This is a genomic window from Roseateles sp. (assembly GCF_039929605.1).
Classification (GTDB): domain Bacteria; phylum Pseudomonadota; class Gammaproteobacteria; order Burkholderiales; family Burkholderiaceae_C; genus Pelomonas.
This window is the reverse complement of sequence record NZ_JBDSQX010000023.1, coordinates 15,904-36,667: the sequence shown is the minus strand read 5'-3', so window position 1 is coordinate 36,667 and position 20,764 is coordinate 15,904. Positions and strand designations below refer to the sequence as shown.

Here is a 20,764-nt window from a genome sequence, read left to right as displayed (position 1 = left end):
TTCATTAGGTGTCTGAGGCGGTGTGGGACAAGAGAACACAGCCACAGAGGCACAGAGACCTGCAGGGTTCCGCAAGCAAAAAAGGGCGCAAGACGTAGGTCTGCGCCCTTTGCTTCGTCTAGGCGGTATCCGCCTTAGAACTTGTAGCGGCCGCCGACGATGAACTCGCGGCCGGTGTAGTTGTTCACCACCACGTTGTTCATCGCGCGCGAGATGAACTGGTCGTTGGCCTGGTTGGTCAGATTGGCGGGAAACTCGGTGGCCAGGTCGGTGGAGCGGCCGGGCTTGCCGGGCTGATCGTTGTGGCCGAACTGGATCAGCACCAAGGTCTTGTTGCCCTTCTCGGCCAGCAGGGCCATGACGGTGTCCCACAGGCCTTCGGCGCGGAAGCTCTTGCTGGAGCGGCCGCCGCGCGCGAGGTTGATGCAGGCGACTTGCTGGAAGCGCGCACACAGCGCGTTGCCGTAACCGCTGCGCGGCGCCATCGTCGAGTCGCCCACCAGGATGAGGCGCGGGCCGATGGCGACGTTGGCGGTGGTCTCACCACGGGCCGCAGAGGCGGCGGGCGTTGGCGTCTGGGCCGAAGCAGTTAGGCACAGGCCGGCGGCGATCAGGGGCAGGAGTTGCTTCATCTTCATTAGGTGTCTGAGGCGGTGTGGGACAAGAGAACACAGCCACAGAGGCACAGAGACCTGCAGGGTTCCGCAAGCAAAAAAGGGCACAGACGGCAGGTCTGCGCCCTTTGCTTTGTCTAGGCGATCAGCGCCTTAGAACTTGTAGCGGCCACCGACGATGAACTCACGGCCGGTGTAGTTGTTCACCACCACGTTGTTCATCGCACGCGAGATGAACTGGTCGTTCGGCTGGTTGGTCAGGTTGGTGGCTTCGAAGGTGAGCTCAAGCTGCTGGTTGATCTTGTAGCCCATCGACAGGTCGACGTTGAAGGTCTTGTTCTTGCCTGCCACGTCCTGGTTGTTGCCGGCCGGGATGGTGGTCAGGAAGGCCGAGCGCGCCGAGCTGGACACGCGGCCGCTGAAGGTGCCGTCGTCGTAGTAGACCGACAGGTTCCAGGAGCGCGGCGACAGGTTGACCAGGTCTTCCGTGACGGTGGGCGTGTTGACCGCCGTCGACAGCACATAGGCCATCTTGGACTTGACCTGCGTGTAGTTCGCCAGCAGGCCGAAGTTCTGGCCCCAGCCCGGCAGGAAGGTGAAGGGCTGCTGGATGTTGACTTCGAAGCCCGTCAGCTTGCCGCCCGGCGTGTTGATCGGCGCGCTGACGCGGAACGACTCGTCGCCCGTGAAGTTGCTGGGCAGCAGCGACATCGGCAGGCCGGTCTGGTTGAAGGGCACGTCACGGCCCTGCGTCAGCACATAGCTCTTGATGTCCTTTTGGAACAAGCCCAGGCCGATGAAGGCGTTCTTGGCGTGGTACCACTCGGCGCTCAGGTCCAGCGTGGTGGCGCGGAAGGGGTTCAGCGCCGGGTTGCCACCGGTGTAGCTCAGCGTGCCCGTGGTGGTCAGCGTGCCGCCGGGGTTCAGGTTCTGCAGCGGCGGGCGCGACATGACCTTGGCCGCCGCAGCGCGCACGATCAGGTCCTTGGCGAGGTTGACCGCCACGTTGACGGAGGGCAGCCAGTCGTTGTACTGACGCGAGGCAGTGACGAGGCTGCCGCCGCCGGTGGCCAGGTAGCCGTTGGCGACGATGGACGTTTTCACGTAGCGAGTGCCGAGGTTGCCGCGCACCGGCAGGCCGCCGAGCTTGGTCTCGAAGTCGGCCATCAGCCAGGTGCCGCTGTCGGTCTCGGTGATGGCGCGGTTGCCGCCACGGCCGGCGCCGTTGGTGATGGAGGTCAGGAGGTAGTCGCCCGGGCCGCCCGCCGCGCCCGTCTTCAGGCAGTTGCAATAGATGTCATAAGCGGTGGCGATGGCATCCAGGTTGGGGATGACCCACGACGTGATGGAGCCGGCCGGCAGGCCCTCGCCCTTGCCGAAGCCGTTCACCGAGGTGACCAGGCTGTTGGGGATGACGCTGGCCGGCAGCGTGTTCATCGTCTCCACGGTGCGACGGAAGTCGTAGCTCGTGAAACTGAACTGCTTGTAGCTGACGCCACCCTTGAGGGTCAGCGCATCGGGAATGACTTCCCAGGCGACATCGGCGGTCGCCACGTCCTGGCGGTTGGTCACACCGTTAGGGCGGATGCGGACCTCGCTGGGTGTGAAGTTGGCGATGCTGGACGCGCCGACCGGCACGCCGTAGATCTTGAAGCCGCCACTGGCGTCGCTGGGGTTGAGGTTGCCGTAGCTGATCAGCGGTGCGCGGTCGCTGGCGCCACTGCTGCTGCGGGCATCGAAGACATAGCCGTCAACGTTGGGCGCGTCCAGCGTCGTCGTCGTCTGGATGGGGTTGTTGAAGCGTGACTTGGCGCGGCCGGCACGCAACGTGACCTTGACGGACTCGCCGATGTCCTGCTCCACCGTCAGCGTGGGCTGGCTGAACTCGGTACTCAGCTTGTCGAAGCGCGATTCGGAGCGGATGTCCACGCCGTTGAACTTGCCGTAGACCATCTGGCCGGCGGCGTTGTACTCGGCGGCCAGCACGCTGGTCTGCTGCTTGCCGCCGGCCGACAGTGCGCGGCTGAAGGAGATGGCTTCCAGGAAGTCTTCCTGCCGCGTCGCGTCGAGCTTGCTGTAGAGCATGTCGAAGGTCATCAGCGTCGTGTCGGACGGGCGCACCTGGATGGAACCGGTCAGGCCCAGGCGCGACTGGTCGTGCGTCAGGCGGCCGTAGCGCGGCAGGCGCGGGTGGAAGTTGGTGGCCAGCGACGCGACGTTGTACGCGGCCAGGTTTTCCGGCGTGTTCGGCAAGCGCGTAACACCCTGGGCTGCGGGGCCGCAGGTGGTGGCGGTCGAGCCGGTCGGCAGGTTGGTCGTCACGCCCTGCGGGGGGCACCAGCCGCTGAAGGCATTGCCGCTGGACGGGCCGTTGTCCCAACGCACCGTGCTGAAGCCCTCTTCATAGACCTTGCGCTGCGAGTAGGCGCCCGACAGCAGCACGCCGATCTTCTTGTCGGCAAAGGTGTTGGAGATGAGGAAGGAGGTCTTGGGCGTGGTCTGGCCGGACAACTGGTTGTAGGTGCCCTTGACCGACACGGCGGCCACGAACTTCTTCATGTCGAAGGGGCGCGCGGTCTGCAGGTCGATGGTGGCGCCCAGCGAGCCTTCGTCCACGTCGGCCGAGCTGCTCTTGCGCACGGTCAGCGAGTTGAAGAGATCGGCCGCGAAGACGTTGAAGTCGAAGGCGCGGGTGCGGTTGGCGCCGCCGGAGCTGTCGGTGCCGCCCGTGGTGGCCAGGGCCTCGATGCCGTTGATGCGCGTGCGGGCGAAGTCGCCGCCCAGGCCTCGCACGGTGATGTTGCGGCCTTCACCGGCGTCGCGGTCGATGACGACGCCCGGGATGCGCTGCAGGGATTCGGCGAGGTTGGTGTCCGGGAACTTGCCCATGTCCTCGGCCTTGATGACATCGACGATGCCCTTGTCCTGGCGCTTGGCGTTGAGCGCGCTCTCCAGCGAGGCGCGGATACCGGTGACGGTGACGGTCTCGAGTTGCGCGGCGGGCGCGGCTGCGTCCTGGGCCCAGGCGGGGGCGGCAACGAGGGCGACGGCCAGAGCGACGGGGCGCAGGGCCAGGCGGTGGGAAGAACGGAATGCGGGCATGGAAGTCTCCTGGTGCTAGGCCGCCTGGGCGCTCAAACGCTGGCAGCTCTGGGGTCTTGGGTAGGCGTTTACCCGGGGCGCACGGAGGGCTCCCGTCATTCGGAACCGGCTTCGCTGCAGTGCGAGCGCCGGCTGAGCCTGGGCGACCACAGGGAGTCGTCCAGGCGAAGGAACAGCTGGTCCAGGGGCGTCGCCGTCGTTCAGAGAACTCTGCTCACGGCGCTGCGTTTTTGGCTGGCTTGAGGACGATGATAGGGCGAAGATGGCAAAATCGGAACAGTGGTTCACTAAATAGAAACCATGATTCCGCAACACATCTCAACCGGCCTAAGCTTTGTTCAACCGAAATTTGGAACCGCGTTTCAACGCTAACGATCCAGCCCCGGCAAAGCCCCGAAAAGCTTCTCAACAACCCGCCCAAAGTTCACGGCGGCTGTCATTCGGGTCAGGCCGTGTTCCTTCGACGCAACTGGTGCCAAGCACCTTGGACTACTGACATGGTTCTTCAGAACTTCAATCTGGCCGGCCAGACCGCCATCGTGACCGGCTGCAACACGGGCCTGGGCCAAGGCATGGCGCTGGCACTGGCGCAAGCCGGTGCCGACGTCGTCGGCATCAACGTCTCCGAGCCCGACGAAACCAGGGCCGGCGTCGAGGCGCTGGGCCGCCGCTTCCTGGACCTGCGCGCCAATCTCGGCGACATCAGCTGCATCCCCGACCTGGTCGCCCAGGCCAAGGCGCTGAACGGCGAGGTGCACATCCTCGTCAACAACGCCGGCATCATTCGCCGCGAGGACGCCATCAAGTTCTCCGAGGCGGACTGGGACGACGTCATGGACCTGAACCTGAAGTCGGTGTTCTTCCTGTCGCAGGCCGTGGCCAAGGTCTTCATCGCCCAGGGCAAGGGCGGCAAGATCGTCAACATCGCGTCGATGCTGAGCTTCCAGGGCGGCGTGCGCGTGCCCTCGTACACCGCGAGCAAGAGCGGTGTCATGGGCATCACGCGCCTGATGGCCAACGAGTGGGCGCAGCACGGCATCAATGTCAACGCCATCGCCCCGGGCTACATGGCCACCAACAACACCGCCGCGCTGCGCGCCGACGAGCAGCGCAACAGCGCCATCCTCGAGCGCATCCCGGCTGGCCGCTGGGGCAAGCCCGAGGACCTGGCCGGCCCGGTCGTGTTCCTGGCGTCGACCGCGTCCGACTACGTCAACGGCTACACCGTCGCGGTTGACGGCGGCTGGCTCGCGAGGTAAGGGTGCCCCTCGCCCAGCCTCGCATCGCTGGACGCGAGCGAGTCTGGTCGGCCCCCCGAGGGGGCGGCGATGCTTGCCGGATCGACCGGCAAGCACATCGCCAGACGGCCGGCTCGGGAGCGGCCCAGCGCTCGGCCCGTAAAACTCTCGCGCCGCTTTGGCGCGAATGCAAAACGACCCACGGGAATGAGGATCACGCCATGAAAGCCACCGAACGCAAGTTTGAATTCCTCACCCGTGAGGACCCCGACACCGGCGCCCGCGTCACCCGCCTGACGCCGCCCGATGTCACCTGCCACCGCAACTACTTCTACCAAAAGTGCTTCACGAACGACGGCAGCAAGCTGATGTTCGGCGGTGAGTTCGGCCCCGACATCGGCAATCCGGCGAGCCCCAACTGGAACCTGCATCTGCTCGACCTGCCCTCGCAGACGGCCATCCAGCTGACCGACGGCGCGCGCGAGAACACCTTCGGCGCCTTCATGAGCCCGGACGACCGCTTCGTCTACTTCGTGCGCGGCGACCGCAACCTGATCCGCCTGGAACTCGCCACGCTGAAGGAAGAAGTCGCCTACGTGGTGCCCGACGGCTGGGTGGGCTACGGCACCTGGGTGAGCAACAGCGCCTGTACCAAGATGGTCGGCATCGAGATCTCGGCCGACGACTGGTTCCCGCTGAACACCTGGCAGAAGTTCAACGAGATGTTCCACAAGAAGCCGCTGTGCCGGCTCTTCAGCGTCGACTTGGCCACGGGCCAACGCACGGTGATCCTGGAGCAGCGCGGCTGGCTGGGCCACCCGCAGTACCGCCCCTTCGACGACCACACCGTGGCCTATTGCCACGAAGGCCCGCACGACCTCATCGACGCGCGCATGTGGTTCATCAACGAGGACGGCACCCACCGCCGCTGTGGCAAGGAACACCTCAACGGCGAGAGCTGCACGCACGAGTTCTGGGTGCCGGACGGCAGCGCGATGATCTACGTCAGCTACCTGCACGACTCACCTGACCGCTCCATCTACAGCCTCGACCCCGTCACGCTGGAGAACAAGCTGCTGACGGCCATGCCGCAGTGCTCGCACCTAATGAGCAACTACGACGGCACGCTGATCGTCGGCGACGGCTGCGGCAAGGCCAGCAGTGGCGACAACGAGATGCTGGCGGGCGACCCCTACCTGCACCTGTTCGACCTGAAGACCGGCACGACACGCGCCGTCGCTCGCCACGACAGCGGCTGGGACGTCTACAAGGACAACCGCCAGGTCACCCACCCGCATCCGAGCTTCACGCCGGACAACAAGCAGGTGCTGTTCAGTTGCGACAAGGAACGCGCAAACGGCGTGGAACCTGCGCTCTACCTAGCCGACCTGTGAAGCCGCAGCTCATGCTGGCCCTGATGCTGGTCACCAGCCTGAGCCAGGCACAGAACCGGCCCCAGCTCACGCCCGAGCAAGCGGCTGCGCACACGGTGGCCGCCTACCTCGGCGACTGGCAGCCGGCGCCACTGGCCGACCTGGCCGCCAGCGCGCCCGACTTCATCGTCAAGCCCGGCGAGTCCGTGCAGGCGGCCATCGACAAGGTGCCCGCTGAAGGCAAGGACAGCAGCAGGCGCTGGGTCATCCAGATCCAGCCCGGCACCTACCGCAGCCCCGTCTGCATCAAGGACAAGGCGCCGATCGCTCTCGTCGGCGCGGCGCTCGACGCCAGCGCCGTCGTGCTGGTGGACAACCGCTTCTCCGGCAAGCCCAAGGGCGAAGACGAAGCCGCCCATCCCTGCTGGCCCGAGCTTGGCAAAGCCACCGTCGGCACCAGCGGCAGCACCAGCATGCTGGTGGCCAGCAACGATGTTCAGCTCATCTCGCTGACCATCGCCAACGACGCGATGGACGGCGTGCGCCGTGGTGAGGCCTACCCCGCCGGTGTCGGCGAAAGCGGCGGCGCGCAGGCCGTGGCGCTGACGCTGATGGGTGACCGCATCCAGCTCGACAACGTTCGCCTGCTGGGCCACCAGGACACGCTCTACGCCAAGCGGCGCGCGGCTGACGCGCCGGCACGGCAGCTCATCCGCCACAGCCTCATTGCCGGCGATGTCGACTTCATCTTCGGCAACGCCGTCCTCGTCATCGAGCACAGCACCCTCCTGACCCGCGCCAACCGCCGCACGCCCGGCCACGGCGGCATCATCCTCGCGCCCAGCACGGCGCCGGGCGTGGCCCAGGGCTTCCTCGTCACGCACAGCCGCCTCGTCGGCGAACCCGGCATCGCGCCCGGCGCCACGTCCCTCGGCCGCGCCTGGGACGCCGGCGTCAAGGCCGGCACCTGGACGGCGGGCACCAGCCCCAACGGTGTCGCCGTTGTGCGCGACAGCGAGATTGGCGCCCACATCGGCCCCTGGTCCGCCAGCACCTCGCGCCGACCCTTCGACGCAGCCAGCAACCGTTTGAACGAATTCAACAACCGCCCATGAATCTGAACCGCCGCGACCTGCTCGCCCTCGCTGCCCTGCCCGCTTTGACCGGCTGCGCCACCGCGCCAGCGATCGCCGAGAGCCCGCTCGGCTGGGCCAGCGTCGGCAACACCACAGGGGGTGCCAACGCTGCTTCCCAGCACATCTTCGACGTGCGCGACCGCGCCGGCCTGGACGCGGCGCTGCGCATGGGCGATACGCCCAAGATCATCCGCATCCACGGCCTCATCGACCTCGGCCCGGGCGGCGCGGAGGCCTTCCGCGACCCCGCCTTCAGCGTCGACGCCTTCGACCGCGCCTATGACCCCGCCACCTGGGGCCGCGACGAGCCCAAAGGCCCCGTGGAAGACGCCCGACGCCGCAGTGCCAAGCGCCAGGCCGCGGCCATCACCGTGCGCCTGCCGTCCAACACGACGCTGCTGGGCGCCACATCCGGTGCCGGCTTCACGCACGGCATGGTGCTGCTGGAGAAGGTGCAGAACATCGTCATCCGCGACCTGCACTTCTCAGACGCCTACGACCACTTTCCGGCCTGGGACCCGAAGGACAACGGCCACGGCGAATGGAACTCCGAATACGACACCGTGTCGCTGCGTGGCGCCGAGCGCGTCTGGGTGGACCACTGCCACTTTGACGACGGCCAACGGCCCGACCACCTCGAACCCATCCGCCTCGGCCAGCGCGTGCAGCACCACGACGGCCTGCTCGACATCACCAACGGCAGCGATCTCGTCACCGTGTCCTGGTGCCGCCTGCAGGCCCACGACAAGACCATGCTGATCGGCAGCAGCGACAGCCGGACCAGCGACGACGGCAAGCTGCGCGTGACGCTGCACCACAACCACTTCCACGGCTGCAAGGAACGCACACCGCGGGTTCGCTTCGGCCGCGTGCATGTCGCCAGCAACCTCTTCAGCGCCGACCGCTCCGAGGACTTCGGCTACTCGCTGGGCGTGGGCATGCAGTCGCGCATCGTCAGCGAAGGCAATGCCTGGGAGCTGCCGGCCGGCATCACCGCAGACCGTTTGATCCGCCGCCTGAAGGGCACGGCCTTCGTCGACCGGGGCAGCCGCCTCAATGGCCAGCCGGTGAACATCCTCGCCGCCTGGCGTGCCGCCCATCCCGACGAGCGCCTGTCCGCCGATGTCGGCTGGCGGCCGGAGGAGGCCTACGACACCGCTGCACTGCGGTCGGACGCTTCCAATCGTCTTGCTGAGCAAATCCGCGCTGGCGCGGGGCCCTGCCGCCCCTGAGTCAGAATTCGCCTCTGGACATCCCGAAACAAGCGCCCGAAAGAATCAAAACAATGGATGAAGACATTGGCGATGCAAAGCAACCGGAATCGGTTGCGGCGGTGCTCAAGGTGTTTGCCATCCTGAATGCGCTGGGCGAACGCAGTGATATCGGGATCACGGACCTGTCCGTGCGGCTGGCCATGCCCAAGGCGACCGTCTACCGCTTCCTGCAGACGATGAAGAGCCTGGGCTATGTGCGCCAGGAGTCCGACAGCGAACGCTACGGTCTGGCCATGCGCATGTTCGAGATCGGTGCCAAGGCCCTGCCCTCGCCCGACCTGGTCGACCTGGCCCGGCACCCCATGCAAATGCTGGCCGACGCCACCGGCGAGACCGTCCACCTGGGCAGCCTCATCGACAGCGAGATCATCTACATCCACAAGGTCGACTCGCGCCACATGCTGGGCATGTACTCGCGCGTCGGCCGCCGTGCGCCGTTGCACTGCACCGCCATCGGCAAGGTGCTGATGGCCTGGGAGCACCCAGAGCGCCGGGACCGCATCCTCGACGGCGCCGAGTTCAAGCGCTTTCGCGACAAGACCATCACCGAGCGAGACGCTTTCTTGGCCGAGCTGGCCACGGTCAAGGCGCAAGGCTTCGGCGAAGACCGCGAGGAATTCGACGACCACATCCGTTGCCTGGGCGTGCCCATCTTCGACCGCCTCGGCCAGCCCATCGCGGGCATGAGCGTGTCCTTCCCCACCTTCCGCTTCGACGTCGCCAAGGCGCCGGAGTACGTACAGATGCTGCAGACGGCCAGCCGCGACATCTCCTTGAAGTTGGGCTGTACCAACTACCCCATCAAGTAGAGCGGCGCCTCTGGCGCGCTGTCGCCCCTGGGACGCGCCCACGCCCACCGTGAGTGCTTCAATGCCGGCTGTTTTTAAAGAGACCGCCGACATGAGCAACATCAACCGCCAGATCGTCCTTGCCTCGCGCCCCAAGGGCGAGGTCACGCCAGAGAACTTCCGCCTCGTCGAGGCCGCCGTCGCCGCGCTGGCCGACGGCCAGGTGCGCGTGCGCAACCACTTCCTCAGCCTCGACCCCTACATGCGCGGCCGCATGAACGAGAGCAAGAGCTACGCAGCGTCGCAGGCGATTGACGAGGTCATGATCGGCGGCACCGTCGGCGAAGTGGTCGAGTCGCAGAACGCCAACTTCAAGGTCGGCGACAAGGTCGTCGGCATGGGCGGCTGGCAGGAGTTCCAGACCGTCGACGCCAGCCAGCGCGGCGTGCTGCAGAAGGTCGACACCACCCACATCCCCCTGTCCGCCTACCTCGGCCCCGTCGGCATGCCCGGCGTGACGGCCTGGTACGGCCTCGTGAAGATCATCAACCCCAAGGCCGGCGAGACGGTCGTCGTCAGCGCCGCCAGTGGTGCCGTGGGCAGCGTCGTGGGCCAGCTCGCCAAGTCGCGTGGCGCCCGTGCCGTGGGCCTGGCCGGCGGTGCGGACAAGTGCCGCTACGTTGTAGAGGAACTCGGCTTCGACGCCTGCATCGACTACAAGCAGCACGCCGACGTGCGCTCGCTATCGGCCGCGCTGAAGGCCGAGTGCCCGAACGGCATCGACGGCTATTTCGAGAACGTCGGCGGCATGATCCTCGACGCCGTGCTGCTGCGCGCCAACGCCTTCAGCCGCATCGCGATGTGCGGAATGATCTCGGGCTACGACGGCCAACCCATCCCGATGGCCGCGCCCCAGCTCATCCTCGTCAACCGCATGAAGGTCGAGGGCTTCATCGTCTCCGAGCACATGGAAGTCTGGCCCGAGGCGCTGAAGGAACTGGGCGGGCTGGTCGCGACCGGCAAACTCAAGTACCGCGAGTCGGTTGCCGACGGCATCGCCGCGGCGCCGGAGGCTTTCATGGGCCTGCTCAAGGGCAAGAACTTCGGCAAGCAACTCGTCAAATTGGTCTGATGAACTGGACGTGTGTCCGGTTCGGTGAGCTGAGCGTCCAGCAGCTTTACAACGTGCTGGCGCTGCGCTCCGAGGTCTTTGTCGTCGAGCAGCACTGCGTGTTCCTCGACATCGACGGGCTGGACCCGCTAACCCTGCATCTGCTCGGCGAGCGCGACGGCCAACTGCTGGCCTACGCCCGCCTGCTGCCGCCCGGCCTGAAGGCGCCCGACGCCGTCATTGGCCGCGTCGTCACGTCCCCAGCCGCACGCGGCGGCGGCACCGGACGTGCGCTCATGGCCGAAGCCGTGGCCCAGTGCGAACGGCTATGGCCCGCGCATCCGGTCACGCTGCACGCGCAGGCCCATCTGGAGCGCTTCTACGCGAGCTTCGGCTTCCTGCCGGTTGGCGAGCAATACATCGAAGACGGCATCCCCCACATCGAAATGAGAAAGCCCCTGCAATGAGCAAGAAGACCGCCGTCATCACCGGCGCTGGCTCCGGCTTCGGCCTGGAGACCGCCCGCCTCGCCGCCCAGCGCGGCATGAACCTCGTGCTCGTCGACGTGCAAGCCGATGCGCTTGAAAAGGCCGTCGCCGAGTTCACCGGCGTCGAGGTGCTGGCCCGCGTCGTCGACGTCGCCAAGGCCGATCAGATGCAGGCGCTGGCCGACGCCGTGCAGCAACGTTCCGGCGCGCCGCACTTCGTCTTCAACAACGCCGGAGTCGGCTCGGGCGGCCTGATCTGGGAGAACTCCCTGGCCGACTGGGAATGGGTGCTGGGCGTCAACCTGATGGGCGTCGTGCACGGCGTGCGCCTGTTCACGCCCATGATGCTGGCCGCGGCACAAGCCGACCCGGCCTACCAAGGCCACATCGTCAACACCGCCTCGATGGCCGGCATGCTGAACCCGCCCAACATGGGCGTCTACAACGTGTCCAAGCACGCGGTGGTGGCGCTGAGCGAGACGCTGTACCAGGACCTGTCCCTGGTGACGGACCAGATCCACGCCTCGGTGCTCTGCCCCTTCTTCGTGCCCACCGGCATCAGCCAGAGCCACCGCAACCGGCCTAGCGACATGCCCATGGCCAAGGCCACAAAGAGCCAGCTCATCTCCCAGGCGCAGACCGACAAGGCCGTGTCCTCCGGCAAGCTGACGGCTGCCGACGTGGCGGCGCTGGTGTTCGGCGCCATCGACCACAACAAGTTCTACATCTTCAGCCACCCCCAGGCACTGGCCGGCGTGCAGACGCGGCTGGAAGACGTCATGCTGCAGCGCAACCCCACCGACCCGTTCGCCGACCGGCCCGACATCGGCGCCGGGCTGCGCGCCAAGCTGCGGGCGGACTGACGACACCGGACAATCGGGGGCATGAGTTCCCCGATTCCTGAATCCATCGCCGTCATCGGCGGCGGCCCCGCCGGCCTGATGGCTGCCGAGGTGCTGGCCGCTGCGGGCCACGCCGTCACCGTCTACGACGCCAAGCCCAGCGTGGGCCGCAAGTTCCTGCTGGCCGGCAAGGGCGGGCTCAACCTGACCCACTCCGAACCCATCGAGCCTTTTCTCGAGCGCTTCGGTGCACGAGCCACGCAGATCGAACCGCTGCTGCGAGGCTTCGACGGCGACGCGCTGCGCGCCTGGGCAGCCGGCCTGGGCATCGAGACCTTCGTCGGCACCTCGGGCCGCGTCTTCCCCAAGGACCTGAAGGCCGCGCCGCTGCTGCGGGCCTGGCTGCACCGCCTGCGCGCTGCGGGCGTGAAGTTCGCGATGCGCCATCGCTGGACGGGCTGGGCGGAGGACGGCGCGCTGCGTTTCGACACGCCCGACGGCGAGCGCCTCGTCACACCGCGTGCCACGCTGCTGGCGCTGGGCGGCGCGTCCTGGCCGCAGCTCGGCTCCGACGGCGCGTGGGCGCCGTGGCTGGCCGCGCGCGGCGTTGACATCGCGACCTTGCAACCCGCCAACTGCGGCTTCGACGTCGGCCCCACAGCCGCACACCCGGCTGGCCCCGGCTGGAGCGAGCGCTTCGCGACGGAGTTTGCCGGCCAGCCGGTCAAGCCGGTCGCGCTCGCGGCCGAAGGCTTTGCCAACCGGGCTGGCGAGTTCGTCATCACCGCCACCGGCATAGAAGGCTCCCTCGTCTACGCCGCGAGCAGCGCGCTGCGCGAGCAGATCGGCCGCAACGGCCACGCCACGCTGCACCTGGACCTGCTGCCACAGCTCGCGCCCGAGCGCGTGCTCGCCGAGGTGAAGCACGCGCGCGGCAGCCGCTCGCTGTCGTCGCATCTGAAGAGCCGGCTGCACCTGAACCCGCTCAAGCTCGGCCTGCTGCACGAGCTGCTGACGCGCGAGCAGATGCTGGACCCGGCCACGCTTGCCGCTGCGCTGAAGCACTTGCCGCTGAAGCTGCACGCGCCCCGCCCGGTAGCCGAGGCCATCAGCACCGCAGGCGGCGTGCGCTTCGAAGCGCTGGCCGATGGCCTGATGTCGACCCGCCTGCCGGGTGTGTTCTGCGCCGGCGAGATGCTGGACTGGGAAGCGCCCACCGGCGGTTATCTGCTGACCGCCAGCTTCGCCAGCGGCCACGCCGCAGCACTCGGCCTCGCGAACTGGCTGGCCCACTGAGGCATCCACTCAAACGTCGGCGCTCTTGCGCTGGCGGTTGCAGACGGTTGCACATCGGGCGGCAAGCCTCCCTAGGACGAGAGTCACCTCCGCCCTTGCCGTCGGATGTGCGCGCCTAGACTGCGCCGTCATTTTTCTAACGCCCTGTCCATGCAACTGCTGCGCCTCTCCGCCCTGGTCTTGAGCCTGATCGCCGCTCACAACCCAGCCAAGGCCGACGTCGCGCCGCCTGCACTGTCGATCGGCATTCCCGACCTCTCCAACCTCGGGGGCCTGGAACTGAACCAGTGGTATGTCGGCGCCAACGCAGTCATGGCGGGCAACATCGTCGACGGACAGCTGAGCCAGAACGGCGGGTCGGTCTATCTGCCCTCCGTAGCGGAGCTGACACGCACCGCGCAGGATTCGCAAGCCTCCGGCAGCAAGCTGGGCAGCGCGTCTGCCCGCGTGTCGCTGACAAGCCTGGGCGCCAACGCGTCGGCGATCGACCCGCTCTATCCGATGAGCACCTCGACCGTGTCGGTCGGCTACTCGGTGATCTCCTATTGGGCGCTGCTCGACCAGGACACATCTTTCAAGTTCAACCTGCAGCTCAACGGCCAACTGAGCACGCTGGGCGAACGCGCGGGCGACCCCGAGCGCTCGGGCGCAGCCGTGGCCGCCCTGGCCTTTGGCTCAGTGACGGGGTTCAACGCGGCGGAACAGCAGGCCATCTACGAAACCGCCGGCTTGGGCGCCTTTGCCGAAGGCGGCGACCCGCTGCTGCAACAACTCGTCTCACTCGAATCCAGCACGCAGACCCATCTCGACGCCTTCGGCGCGCAGACGAGCACGGCGCTCACCTCGCTCGATGTCGACACCACGCTGCAGGTGACAGCCAATGGCACGCAGATCAACTGTGACACGCCGATCTCGCCCGCCTGCGGCCGCTACTTCTACACTTTTGGCGTGATGCTATTCACAGGCGCGCAGAACGGCGGCCTGGCGGACTTCTCCCACACGTTACAGATCAACAGCGTCTCCGTCGACGGTGGCGAGGCGCTGCCCTTCGGTGCCATCTCGGCCGTGCCGGAGCCCACGACGGGCGCGCTGTTGGCGGTGGGCGTCATCAGCCTGCTCGGCGTCGTTTCCCGTCGGCGCCGCTGAGTATCAAGGCCGGGAGCGGCCGTCCATCTGCGACACGGTTACGCCGCCCGGCGTTGAATTCACTTTTCAGGCCTCAAGAAGCCTCACCGGCGTGCCGATATCCTGCCATTCAGGTCTTCGGCGAGGTCAGTCCATGGACGTTCTCAGCAGCAACAGCGCCGTTGTCGGCAACGCCTCGGCCGCCGTGCTCGGCACCGTTCAGGGCAGCGCCTCGTTGTCGATACTGCGCAAATCGATGGACCTGCAGGAATCCACGGCCGCGCAACTGCTGCAGGCCTTGCCTCAGCCCGCGCTGGCGACCTCGGGAACCCTGGGCACTCGGCTCAACACCTACGCCTGAGGCACTGGCAAACCACGGGGTCGCCGCAGAAGGATCCCGTGTGGGAAAATCATGGGCTTTTTCGCCTGCCTTCCGAGCCCGTTTTGAGCCACTTGATCACCCAATCGATCGTCTCCCAGATTGCCGCCGAACTGAAAGTTAGGCCCGCCCAGGTGCAGGCCGCCGTCGACCTGCTGGACGGCGGGGCCACCGTGCCCTTCATCGCCCGCTACCGCAAGGAGGCGACCGACAACCTCGACGACATCCAGCTGCGTGAGCTGGATTCGCGCCTCGTTTACCTGCGCGAGCTAGCCGAGCGCCGCGAGGCGGTGCTGAAGAGCATCGCCGAGCAGGGCAAGCTGACGCCTGAGCTGGAAGCCGCCATCCGCACGGCGCCGACCAAGCAGGAGCTGGAAGACCTCTACCTGCCCTACAAGGTCAAGCGCCGCACCAAGGGCCTGATCGCGCGGGAGGCGGGGCTGGAGCCGCTGGCGGACAAGCTCTTCGCCGACCCGTCGCTGACGCCGCTCGACGAAGCCGCCAGCTTCATCAACGCCGACGCCGGCTTTGCCGACGCCCACGCGGTGCTGGACGGCGTGCGCGACCTGCTGGCCGAGCGCTGGGCCGAGGACGCCCTGCTGGTGGGCAAGCTGCGCGAGTGGCTGTGGGACGTCGGGCTCTTCCAGAGCAAGCTGATGGACGGCAAAAGCCCCGATGTGCAGGACCACGCCAAGTTCCGCGACTACTTCGACTACGCAGAGACCATCAAGACCGTGCCGTCGCACCGCGCGCTGGCCGTCTTTCGCGGCCGCACGCTGGAGCTGCTGGATGCCAAGCTGGTGCTGGACGAAGAAGTCGTCGCTGGGCAACCCACGCTAGCCGAAGGCCGGATCGCCAGCCACCTCGGCTGGCGCCACGCCAATCGCACGGGCGACGCGCTGATCCGCAAGACGATTGGCTGGACCTGGAAGGTCAAGCTCAGCCTGAGCCTGGAGCGCGACCTGTTCGCCCGCCTGCGCGAGTCTGCCGAGGCCACTGCCATCAAGGTCTTCGCCGAAAACCTGCGCGACCTGCTGCTGGCCGCACCCGCCGGCAAGCGCGTCGTCATGGGGCTGGACCCGGGCATCCGCACCGGTGTGGAGGTGGCCGTCGTGTCCGACACCGGCCGCGTGCTGGACACCTCCACCGTCTACCCCCACGAACCGCGTCGCGACTGGGACGGCGCCCTGCACACGCTGGCCAAGCTGTGCGCCACGCACGGCGTGAACCTGATCGCCATCGGCAACGGCACCGCCAGCCGCGAGACCGACAAGCTGGCCGGTGAGCTCATCAAGAAGCTGCAGGCGCTGGATGCGAACGTCAAGATCGAGCGGGTTGTCGTCAGCGAGGCGGGCGCGTCGGTCTACTCGGCGAGCGAGTTCGCGTCCAAGGAGCTGCCCGACCTCGACGTGTCGCTGCGCGGCGCCGTGTCCATCGCCCGGAGGCTGCAGGATCCGCTGGCCGAGCTGGTCAAGATCGACCCCAAGAGCATCGGCGTCGGCCAGTACCAGCACGACGTGAACCAGAGCGAGATGGCGCGCACGCTGGACGCCGTCGTCGAGGACTGCGTGAACAAGGTCGGCGTGGACCTGAACACGGCCTCGCAGGCGCTGCTCGCCAAGGTCTCCGGCCTGTCGGCCTCGGTGGCCAGCAGCATCGTGCGCTGGCGCGACGCCCACGGGTCTTTCAGCAGCCGCCAGCAGCTGCTGGACGTGACGGGCCTGGGGCCCAAGACGTTCGAGCAAGCCGCCGGCTTCCTGCGCATCCACGGCGGCGACAACCCGCTGGACTTCAGCGGCGTGCACCCCGAAACCTACCCGCTGGTGGAGAAGGCGTTGGCCCAGCTGAAGCGCCCGGCCGGCGACGTCATCGGCCGCAGCGAGATGCTGCGCACGCTCAAGCCCGAGCTGCTGGCCGACGAGCGCTTCGGCCTCATCACCGTCAAGGACGTGCTGGCCGAGCTGGAGAAACCCGGCCGCGACCCGCGCCCGGACTTCAAGGTGGCGCGCTTCAACGACGGCGTCGAAGACGTCAAGGACCTGCAGCCCGGCATGCTGCTGGAAGGCACGGTCAGCAACGTCGCGCAGTTCGGCGCCTTCGTCGACCTGGGCGTGCACCAGGACGGCCTGATCCACGTCAGCCAGCTGGCCAACAAGTTCGTCAGCGACGCGCGCGAGATCGTCAAGACGGGCGACATCGTCAAGGTGAAGGTGCTGGAAGTGGACCTGGCCCGCCAGCGCATCTCGCTGACGATGAAGCTGGACGCGCAGGCGCCGCGTGGCCCCAAGACGGACAACGCCTTCCGCCCGGCGGCCCGTGGCGAGCGGCCTACCGGGGGCTCGCGCGACGCGCAACCGGCCGGTGGCAGCGCCATGGCGTCGGCCTTTGCCAAGCTCAAGCGCTGACCTTCGGCATCGACGCACCGCGCCGTCAAGATCTCCCCCGCGCCATCGGTTGAGCCATGGTGCGCGCCGCCCAGAACCCCGGAGCCTGACTTGAAAACCCCCGCCCTCGCCTCCCTGCTGCTGCTCTGCCCGGCCCTGGTCCTGGCCCAGCAAGAGGTCGACCGCGCCACCACCTCGCCGTCGCCCGCCAACCAGCTCGAGCGCGTCGAAGTGCGCCGCACGCTGACCGACACCGATCTGCGCCGCCGCGAGCCCGTGGCCAAGCAGCTCTATGGCCGCGAGGAGCTGGACAAGTACGGCGATACGCAACTCAGCGACGTGCTCAAGCGCCTGCCCGGCATCAATGTCACCGGCGGCCAGCTGCGCATGCGCGGCCTGGGCGGCGCCTACACGCAGATCCTCGTCAACGGCGAACCGGCGCCCCCGGGCTTCAGCCTCGACAACCTCAACCCGGCCCAGGTCGAGCGGCTGGAAGTGAGCAAGGCCCCCACGGCTGACCAGAGCGCCCAGGCCATCGCCGGCACGCTGAACATCATCCTGAAGGACGCCCCGCGCGTCGTGCAGAAGGACCTGCGCCTGGGCCTGGCCTACGCCAGCGAGAAGCCGGTCATCAACGCCGGCTTCACCTATGGCGACCGCATCGTCGGTGGCCTGGGCTTCGTGCTGCCGATCTCGGTCTACAACTGGAACTTCGTCAACGAGACGGAAGGCGAGCGACTGACCAACGGCACGCCGACATCGCCCCAGCAACTGCGCCAGCACGTGAGCAACGAAGGCAGGGACCATACCCATGGTCGCGGCTTCAACGTGTCGCCGAGGCTGAACTGGAAGCTGGGCGACGATGAGACGCTGAGCCTGCAGGGCTTCTTCGTGCAGAACCGCTTCCGCAGCGAGGGCGAGAACACCGTCACCCGGCTGCCGGACAGCGACGCCGACTACAAGCCGCGTATCCTCGACGAGACGTCGCGCAACGGCGGCACGTTCTCGGCCAATCGCATCAACCTGCAATACAACAACCGCTTCAGCGAAGACCGCCGCATCGAACTGCGCGCCGGCACGGGCTCGGGCGGGGCCGACTTCAACTCCAACTTCGATGGCCGCAATGGCGCCACGCCCATCCAGCGCATCACGTCCGGCGACAACAAGAACCGCACCAGCACGCTGGGCGGCAAGTACAGCCAGTACGCCGGTGAAGCGCACACCGTGACGGTCGGCGGCGAGATCGAGCGCCGCGTGCGCGACGAGAAACGCCGCACCGTTGAGAACGGCGTCGACCTGCTGCCCGGCATCGAAGGCCAGCCCTTCAACGCCACCCTGACCCGCACGGCTTTCTACGGCCAGGACGAGTGGGAGATCAACAAGCAATGGTCCGCCTATTTCGGCGTGCGCCACGAGCAGATCAAGATGGAAAGCGCGGGCAGCCGCGACGCCGCCGGCAGCGCCGACTTCCAGAGCACCAGCAAGGTCACCACGCCGCTGCTGCACCTGAACTTCAAGCCCGACCCCAAGAGCCGCGACCTCGTGCGCGCCAGCCTGACGCGCAGCTACAAGGCGCCGGACGTGCAGCAGCTCATCAACCGCCCGTCCATCAACACCAACGAGCCGCTAGCGCTGGGCAACACCCGCACCACGCCAGACCGCACCGGCAACCCGGCACTGAAGCCCGAGCTGGCCACTGGCCTGGACATCGCCTACGAACGCTATCTGCCGGCCGGCGGCCTGATGTCCGTGGGCTTCTTCCACCGCCGCATCACCAACCTGATCCGCACCGACCAGCCGCGCCTGCAGACCGTCGTCTGGGCGCCGACGCAGCGCTGGGTCATCACGCAGATCAACCTCAGCAAGGCCACGACGCAAGGCCTGGAGCTGGAAGTGAAGGGCCGCGCGGGTGAACTCTTCCCGAGCCTGTTCGAGCCGACCACGGCGCTGAGCCTGCGCGCCTCGCTGAACATCTATCGCTCCTCGGTGGGCGACATTCCTGGGCCTAACAACCGACTCGAAGGCCAGCAGCCGTGGCAGCTCAACTTCGGTGCGGACTACCGCATGAAATCGATGCCGATCAGCATGGGCTTCAGCGCCCAGATCGCGCCTGACTTCAACGTGCGCCAAAGCGCGCTGCAAAGTCAGGAGAACTTCGCGGCCCGCTCGATGGACGCGTTCGCCATGATGCAGATCAACCCAAAGAACGGCGTGCGCCTCAGCGTCAACGGCCTGTTCCAGCCCCATCAGGGCAGCCGCGTGACCTATGCCGACCTGACGGACTTCAACGTCAATGAGCGCAAGCCGGTGCCGTGGTGGTCGGTGAACTGGGAACACAAGTTCTGACGCCGGCTGCGTTGCAGGTCTACGCCGGCCCGGCTGCGAAGGCGCGGCTGGCCGAGCGGGGCTTGTGCGTGGAAGACGTCGGGCTGATCCCCGCCGCGGCCGGCGGCCCCAAGGGCCTGATCCTCAACGGCCTGGACCGCTTCATCTTTGGCGATTGGCTGCCGCAAAGCCCCCACCGGGTGCACCTCGTCGGCGCCAGCATCGGCGCCTGGCGCATGGCCACTGCGGCGCTTGCCCACCGCGACGTGGCGGCTGCGTTCAACACCATGGCCGAGGCGTATGTCACGCAGGAGTACGACGTGCTGCCCGGCGAGAAACGCCCGCGCCCCGAGGGCGTCAGCCAGCGCTTCGGCGAGATCCTCGGCGAGATCTTCGAAGGTCGCGAGGCTGATGTGCTGGCCCACCCACGCTTTCGCTTGCACGTCATCACGTCGCGTGGTCGGTCAGATCTGCTGGCACGCGAAGGCAAGCTGCGCACCCCGCTGGGCTACCTCGGCGCCTTCGCCGCCAACGCCGTGTCACGCCCGCTGCTGGGCCGTTTCCTGGAGCGCGTCGTCTTCTCCGACCCGCGTGACCGGCTGCCGCTGAAGCTCAACGACTTCACGACCCGCGAGGTCCACCTGTCGCGCGCCAACCTGCGCGCCGCGCTGCTGGCGAGCTGCTCCATCCCCTTCTGGCTGCAGGCCCAGCACGATCTGCCCGGCGCGCCACGCGGCGCCTACTGGGACGGCGGCATCACCGACTACCACCTGCACCTGGACTACCGCGCGCTGCAGGCGTCCAACGCGCCGCTGGTGCTCTACCCGCACTTCCAGCGCCAGGTCGTGCCCGGCTGGCTGGACAAGGCGCTCAAGCACCGCCACCGCTCGACGGCCTTCCTCGACAACGTCGTGCTGCTCTGCCCGTCGCCCGAGTGGATCGCCACGCTGCCCGGCGCCACGCTGCCCGACCGCAATGACTTCATCAAGCTCGACGCCGACGAACGCCGCCGCCGCTGGCGCGTCGCCGTGGCGGAGAGCCAGCGCCTGGCCGACGAGTTCGCCGCGTTGGCCCAGCGCGACTCCGTTTCGGCCCTGCCGCTTTAGGGCAACGCTGAACAAGTCCTCGCGGGCAGCGCATCCCTGCTTTGGGCGGCCTGCGGCGTTGCAAATTCTCGCCATAGCCAGCCATGTCTGCGGCTTGCGCCTTGCAGTCCATCCCAAACCAGGGCGCGCTGCATCGCGGAGACTTATTCAGCGTCGCCTTAGAATCGCGCACCCCTCCCCCAA

16 protein-coding genes are annotated in these 20,764 nt (G+C 67.3%); 14 read left to right on the top strand and 2 right to left on the bottom strand.

Annotation, left to right across the window (positions count from 1 at the left end; translation table 11 throughout):
• Nucleotides 1-134: 134 nt before the first annotated feature.
• Entirely contained in the window at nucleotides 135-632 is a 498-nt protein-coding gene (locus ABIS05_RS03970) for a hypothetical protein (protein WP_348012124.1), read from the bottom strand.
• 135 nt (nucleotides 633-767) lie between these two features.
• The gene (locus ABIS05_RS03965) at nucleotides 768-3,716 is read right to left on the bottom strand and encodes a TonB-dependent receptor (protein WP_348012123.1); all 2,949 of its coding nucleotides are present in this window, start codon (nucleotides 3,714-3,716) and stop codon (nucleotides 768-770) included.
• A gap of 497 nt (nucleotides 3,717-4,213) precedes the next feature.
• Here ABIS05_RS03965 and kduD point away from each other — a divergent pair, with 497 nt between their 5' ends.
• The 14 genes from kduD (at nucleotide 4,214) to ABIS05_RS03895 (ending at nucleotide 20,581) form a co-directional block, all read left to right on the top strand.
• Complete coding sequence (gene kduD, locus ABIS05_RS03960; protein ID WP_348012122.1) at nucleotides 4,214-4,975, top strand: 2-dehydro-3-deoxy-D-gluconate 5-dehydrogenase KduD; 762 nt, start codon at nucleotides 4,214-4,216, stop codon at nucleotides 4,973-4,975.
• A 200-nt stretch (nucleotides 4,976-5,175) separates the two neighbouring features.
• The gene (locus ABIS05_RS03955) at nucleotides 5,176-6,348 is read left to right on the top strand and encodes an oligogalacturonate lyase family protein (protein WP_348012121.1); all 1,173 of its coding nucleotides are present in this window, start codon (nucleotides 5,176-5,178) and stop codon (nucleotides 6,346-6,348) included.
• On the top strand, nucleotides 6,345-7,442 hold the full coding sequence (locus ABIS05_RS03950) for a pectinesterase family protein (RefSeq protein ID WP_348012120.1): 1,098 nt from the start codon (nucleotides 6,345-6,347) through the stop codon (nucleotides 7,440-7,442). The genes ABIS05_RS03955 and ABIS05_RS03950 overlap by 4 nt, the downstream gene beginning before the upstream one ends.
• Nucleotides 7,439-8,695 carry a hypothetical protein gene (locus ABIS05_RS03945; protein ID WP_348012119.1) on the top strand — a complete coding sequence of 419 codons (1,257 nt, stop codon included), beginning with the start codon at nucleotides 7,439-7,441 and terminating at the stop codon, nucleotides 8,693-8,695. The genes ABIS05_RS03950 and ABIS05_RS03945 overlap by 4 nt, the downstream gene beginning before the upstream one ends.
• 53 nt (nucleotides 8,696-8,748) lie before the next feature.
• Complete coding sequence (gene kdgR / locus ABIS05_RS03940) at nucleotides 8,749-9,546, top strand: DNA-binding transcriptional regulator KdgR (protein WP_348012118.1); 798 nt, start codon at nucleotides 8,749-8,751, stop codon at nucleotides 9,544-9,546.
• Nucleotides 9,547-9,637: 91 nt separating this feature from the next.
• Nucleotides 9,638-10,657 carry an NADP-dependent oxidoreductase gene (locus ABIS05_RS03935; protein WP_348012117.1) on the top strand — a complete coding sequence of 340 codons (1,020 nt, stop codon included), beginning with the start codon at nucleotides 9,638-9,640 and terminating at the stop codon, nucleotides 10,655-10,657.
• On the top strand, nucleotides 10,657-11,103 hold the full coding sequence (locus ABIS05_RS03930; protein ID WP_348012116.1) for a GNAT family N-acetyltransferase: 447 nt from the start codon (nucleotides 10,657-10,659) through the stop codon (nucleotides 11,101-11,103). Before ABIS05_RS03935 ends, ABIS05_RS03930 begins: the two co-directional genes overlap by 1 nt.
• Nucleotides 11,100-11,987, top strand: coding sequence for an SDR family oxidoreductase (locus ABIS05_RS03925; protein WP_348012115.1), 888 nt, complete (start codon nucleotides 11,100-11,102; stop codon nucleotides 11,985-11,987). The genes ABIS05_RS03930 and ABIS05_RS03925 overlap by 4 nt, the downstream gene beginning before the upstream one ends.
• 21 nt (nucleotides 11,988-12,008) lie before the next feature.
• The gene (locus ABIS05_RS03920) at nucleotides 12,009-13,262 is read left to right on the top strand and encodes a TIGR03862 family flavoprotein (RefSeq protein ID WP_348012114.1); all 1,254 of its coding nucleotides are present in this window, start codon (nucleotides 12,009-12,011) and stop codon (nucleotides 13,260-13,262) included.
• 150 nt (nucleotides 13,263-13,412) lie between these two features.
• Nucleotides 13,413-14,408: a PEP-CTERM sorting domain-containing protein gene (locus tag ABIS05_RS03915; protein WP_348012113.1), complete on the top strand. Its 996-nt coding sequence runs from the start codon at nucleotides 13,413-13,415 to the stop codon at nucleotides 14,406-14,408.
• 133 nt (nucleotides 14,409-14,541) lie between these two features.
• Nucleotides 14,542-14,748, top strand: coding sequence for a YjfB family protein (locus ABIS05_RS03910; protein ID WP_348012112.1), 207 nt, complete (start codon nucleotides 14,542-14,544; stop codon nucleotides 14,746-14,748).
• 92 nt (nucleotides 14,749-14,840) lie between these two features.
• Nucleotides 14,841-17,171, top strand: coding sequence for a Tex family protein (locus tag ABIS05_RS03905; protein WP_348012127.1), 2,331 nt, complete (start codon nucleotides 14,841-14,843; stop codon nucleotides 17,169-17,171).
• Nucleotides 17,172-17,261: 90 nt separating this feature from the next.
• The gene (locus ABIS05_RS03900; RefSeq protein WP_348012111.1) at nucleotides 17,262-19,496 is read left to right on the top strand and encodes a TonB-dependent receptor; all 2,235 of its coding nucleotides are present in this window, start codon (nucleotides 17,262-17,264) and stop codon (nucleotides 19,494-19,496) included.
• Nucleotides 19,466-20,581, top strand: a complete 1,116-nt coding sequence (locus ABIS05_RS03895; RefSeq protein ID WP_348063213.1) for a patatin-like phospholipase family protein — start codon at nucleotides 19,466-19,468, stop codon at nucleotides 20,579-20,581. Before ABIS05_RS03900 ends, ABIS05_RS03895 begins: the two co-directional genes overlap by 31 nt.
• Nucleotides 20,582-20,764: the final 183 nt, after the last annotated feature.

Coding starts and splice junctions, on each gene's coding strand:
- ABIS05_RS03945 (WP_348012119.1), top strand. CDS start 7,439: ATGAATCTGAACCGCCGCGACCTGCTCGCCCTCGCTGCCCTGCCCGCT.
- ABIS05_RS03965 (WP_348012123.1), bottom strand. CDS start 3,716: ATGCCCGCATTCCGTTCTTCCCACCGCCTGGCCCTGCGCCCCGTCGCT.
- ABIS05_RS03915 (WP_348012113.1), top strand. CDS start 13,413: ATGCAACTGCTGCGCCTCTCCGCCCTGGTCTTGAGCCTGATCGCCGCT.
- ABIS05_RS03935 (WP_348012117.1), top strand. CDS start 9,638: ATGAGCAACATCAACCGCCAGATCGTCCTTGCCTCGCGCCCCAAGGGC.
- kduD (WP_348012122.1), top strand. CDS start 4,214: ATGGTTCTTCAGAACTTCAATCTGGCCGGCCAGACCGCCATCGTGACC.
- ABIS05_RS03925 (WP_348012115.1), top strand. CDS start 11,100: ATGAGCAAGAAGACCGCCGTCATCACCGGCGCTGGCTCCGGCTTCGGC.
- ABIS05_RS03970 (WP_348012124.1), bottom strand. CDS start 632: ATGAAGCAACTCCTGCCCCTGATCGCCGCCGGCCTGTGCCTAACTGCT.
- ABIS05_RS03930 (WP_348012116.1), top strand. CDS start 10,657: ATGAACTGGACGTGTGTCCGGTTCGGTGAGCTGAGCGTCCAGCAGCTT.
- ABIS05_RS03920 (WP_348012114.1), top strand. CDS start 12,009: ATGAGTTCCCCGATTCCTGAATCCATCGCCGTCATCGGCGGCGGCCCC.
- kdgR (WP_348012118.1), top strand. CDS start 8,749: ATGGATGAAGACATTGGCGATGCAAAGCAACCGGAATCGGTTGCGGCG.
- ABIS05_RS03955 (WP_348012121.1), top strand. CDS start 5,176: ATGAAAGCCACCGAACGCAAGTTTGAATTCCTCACCCGTGAGGACCCC.
- ABIS05_RS03910 (WP_348012112.1), top strand. CDS start 14,542: ATGGACGTTCTCAGCAGCAACAGCGCCGTTGTCGGCAACGCCTCGGCC.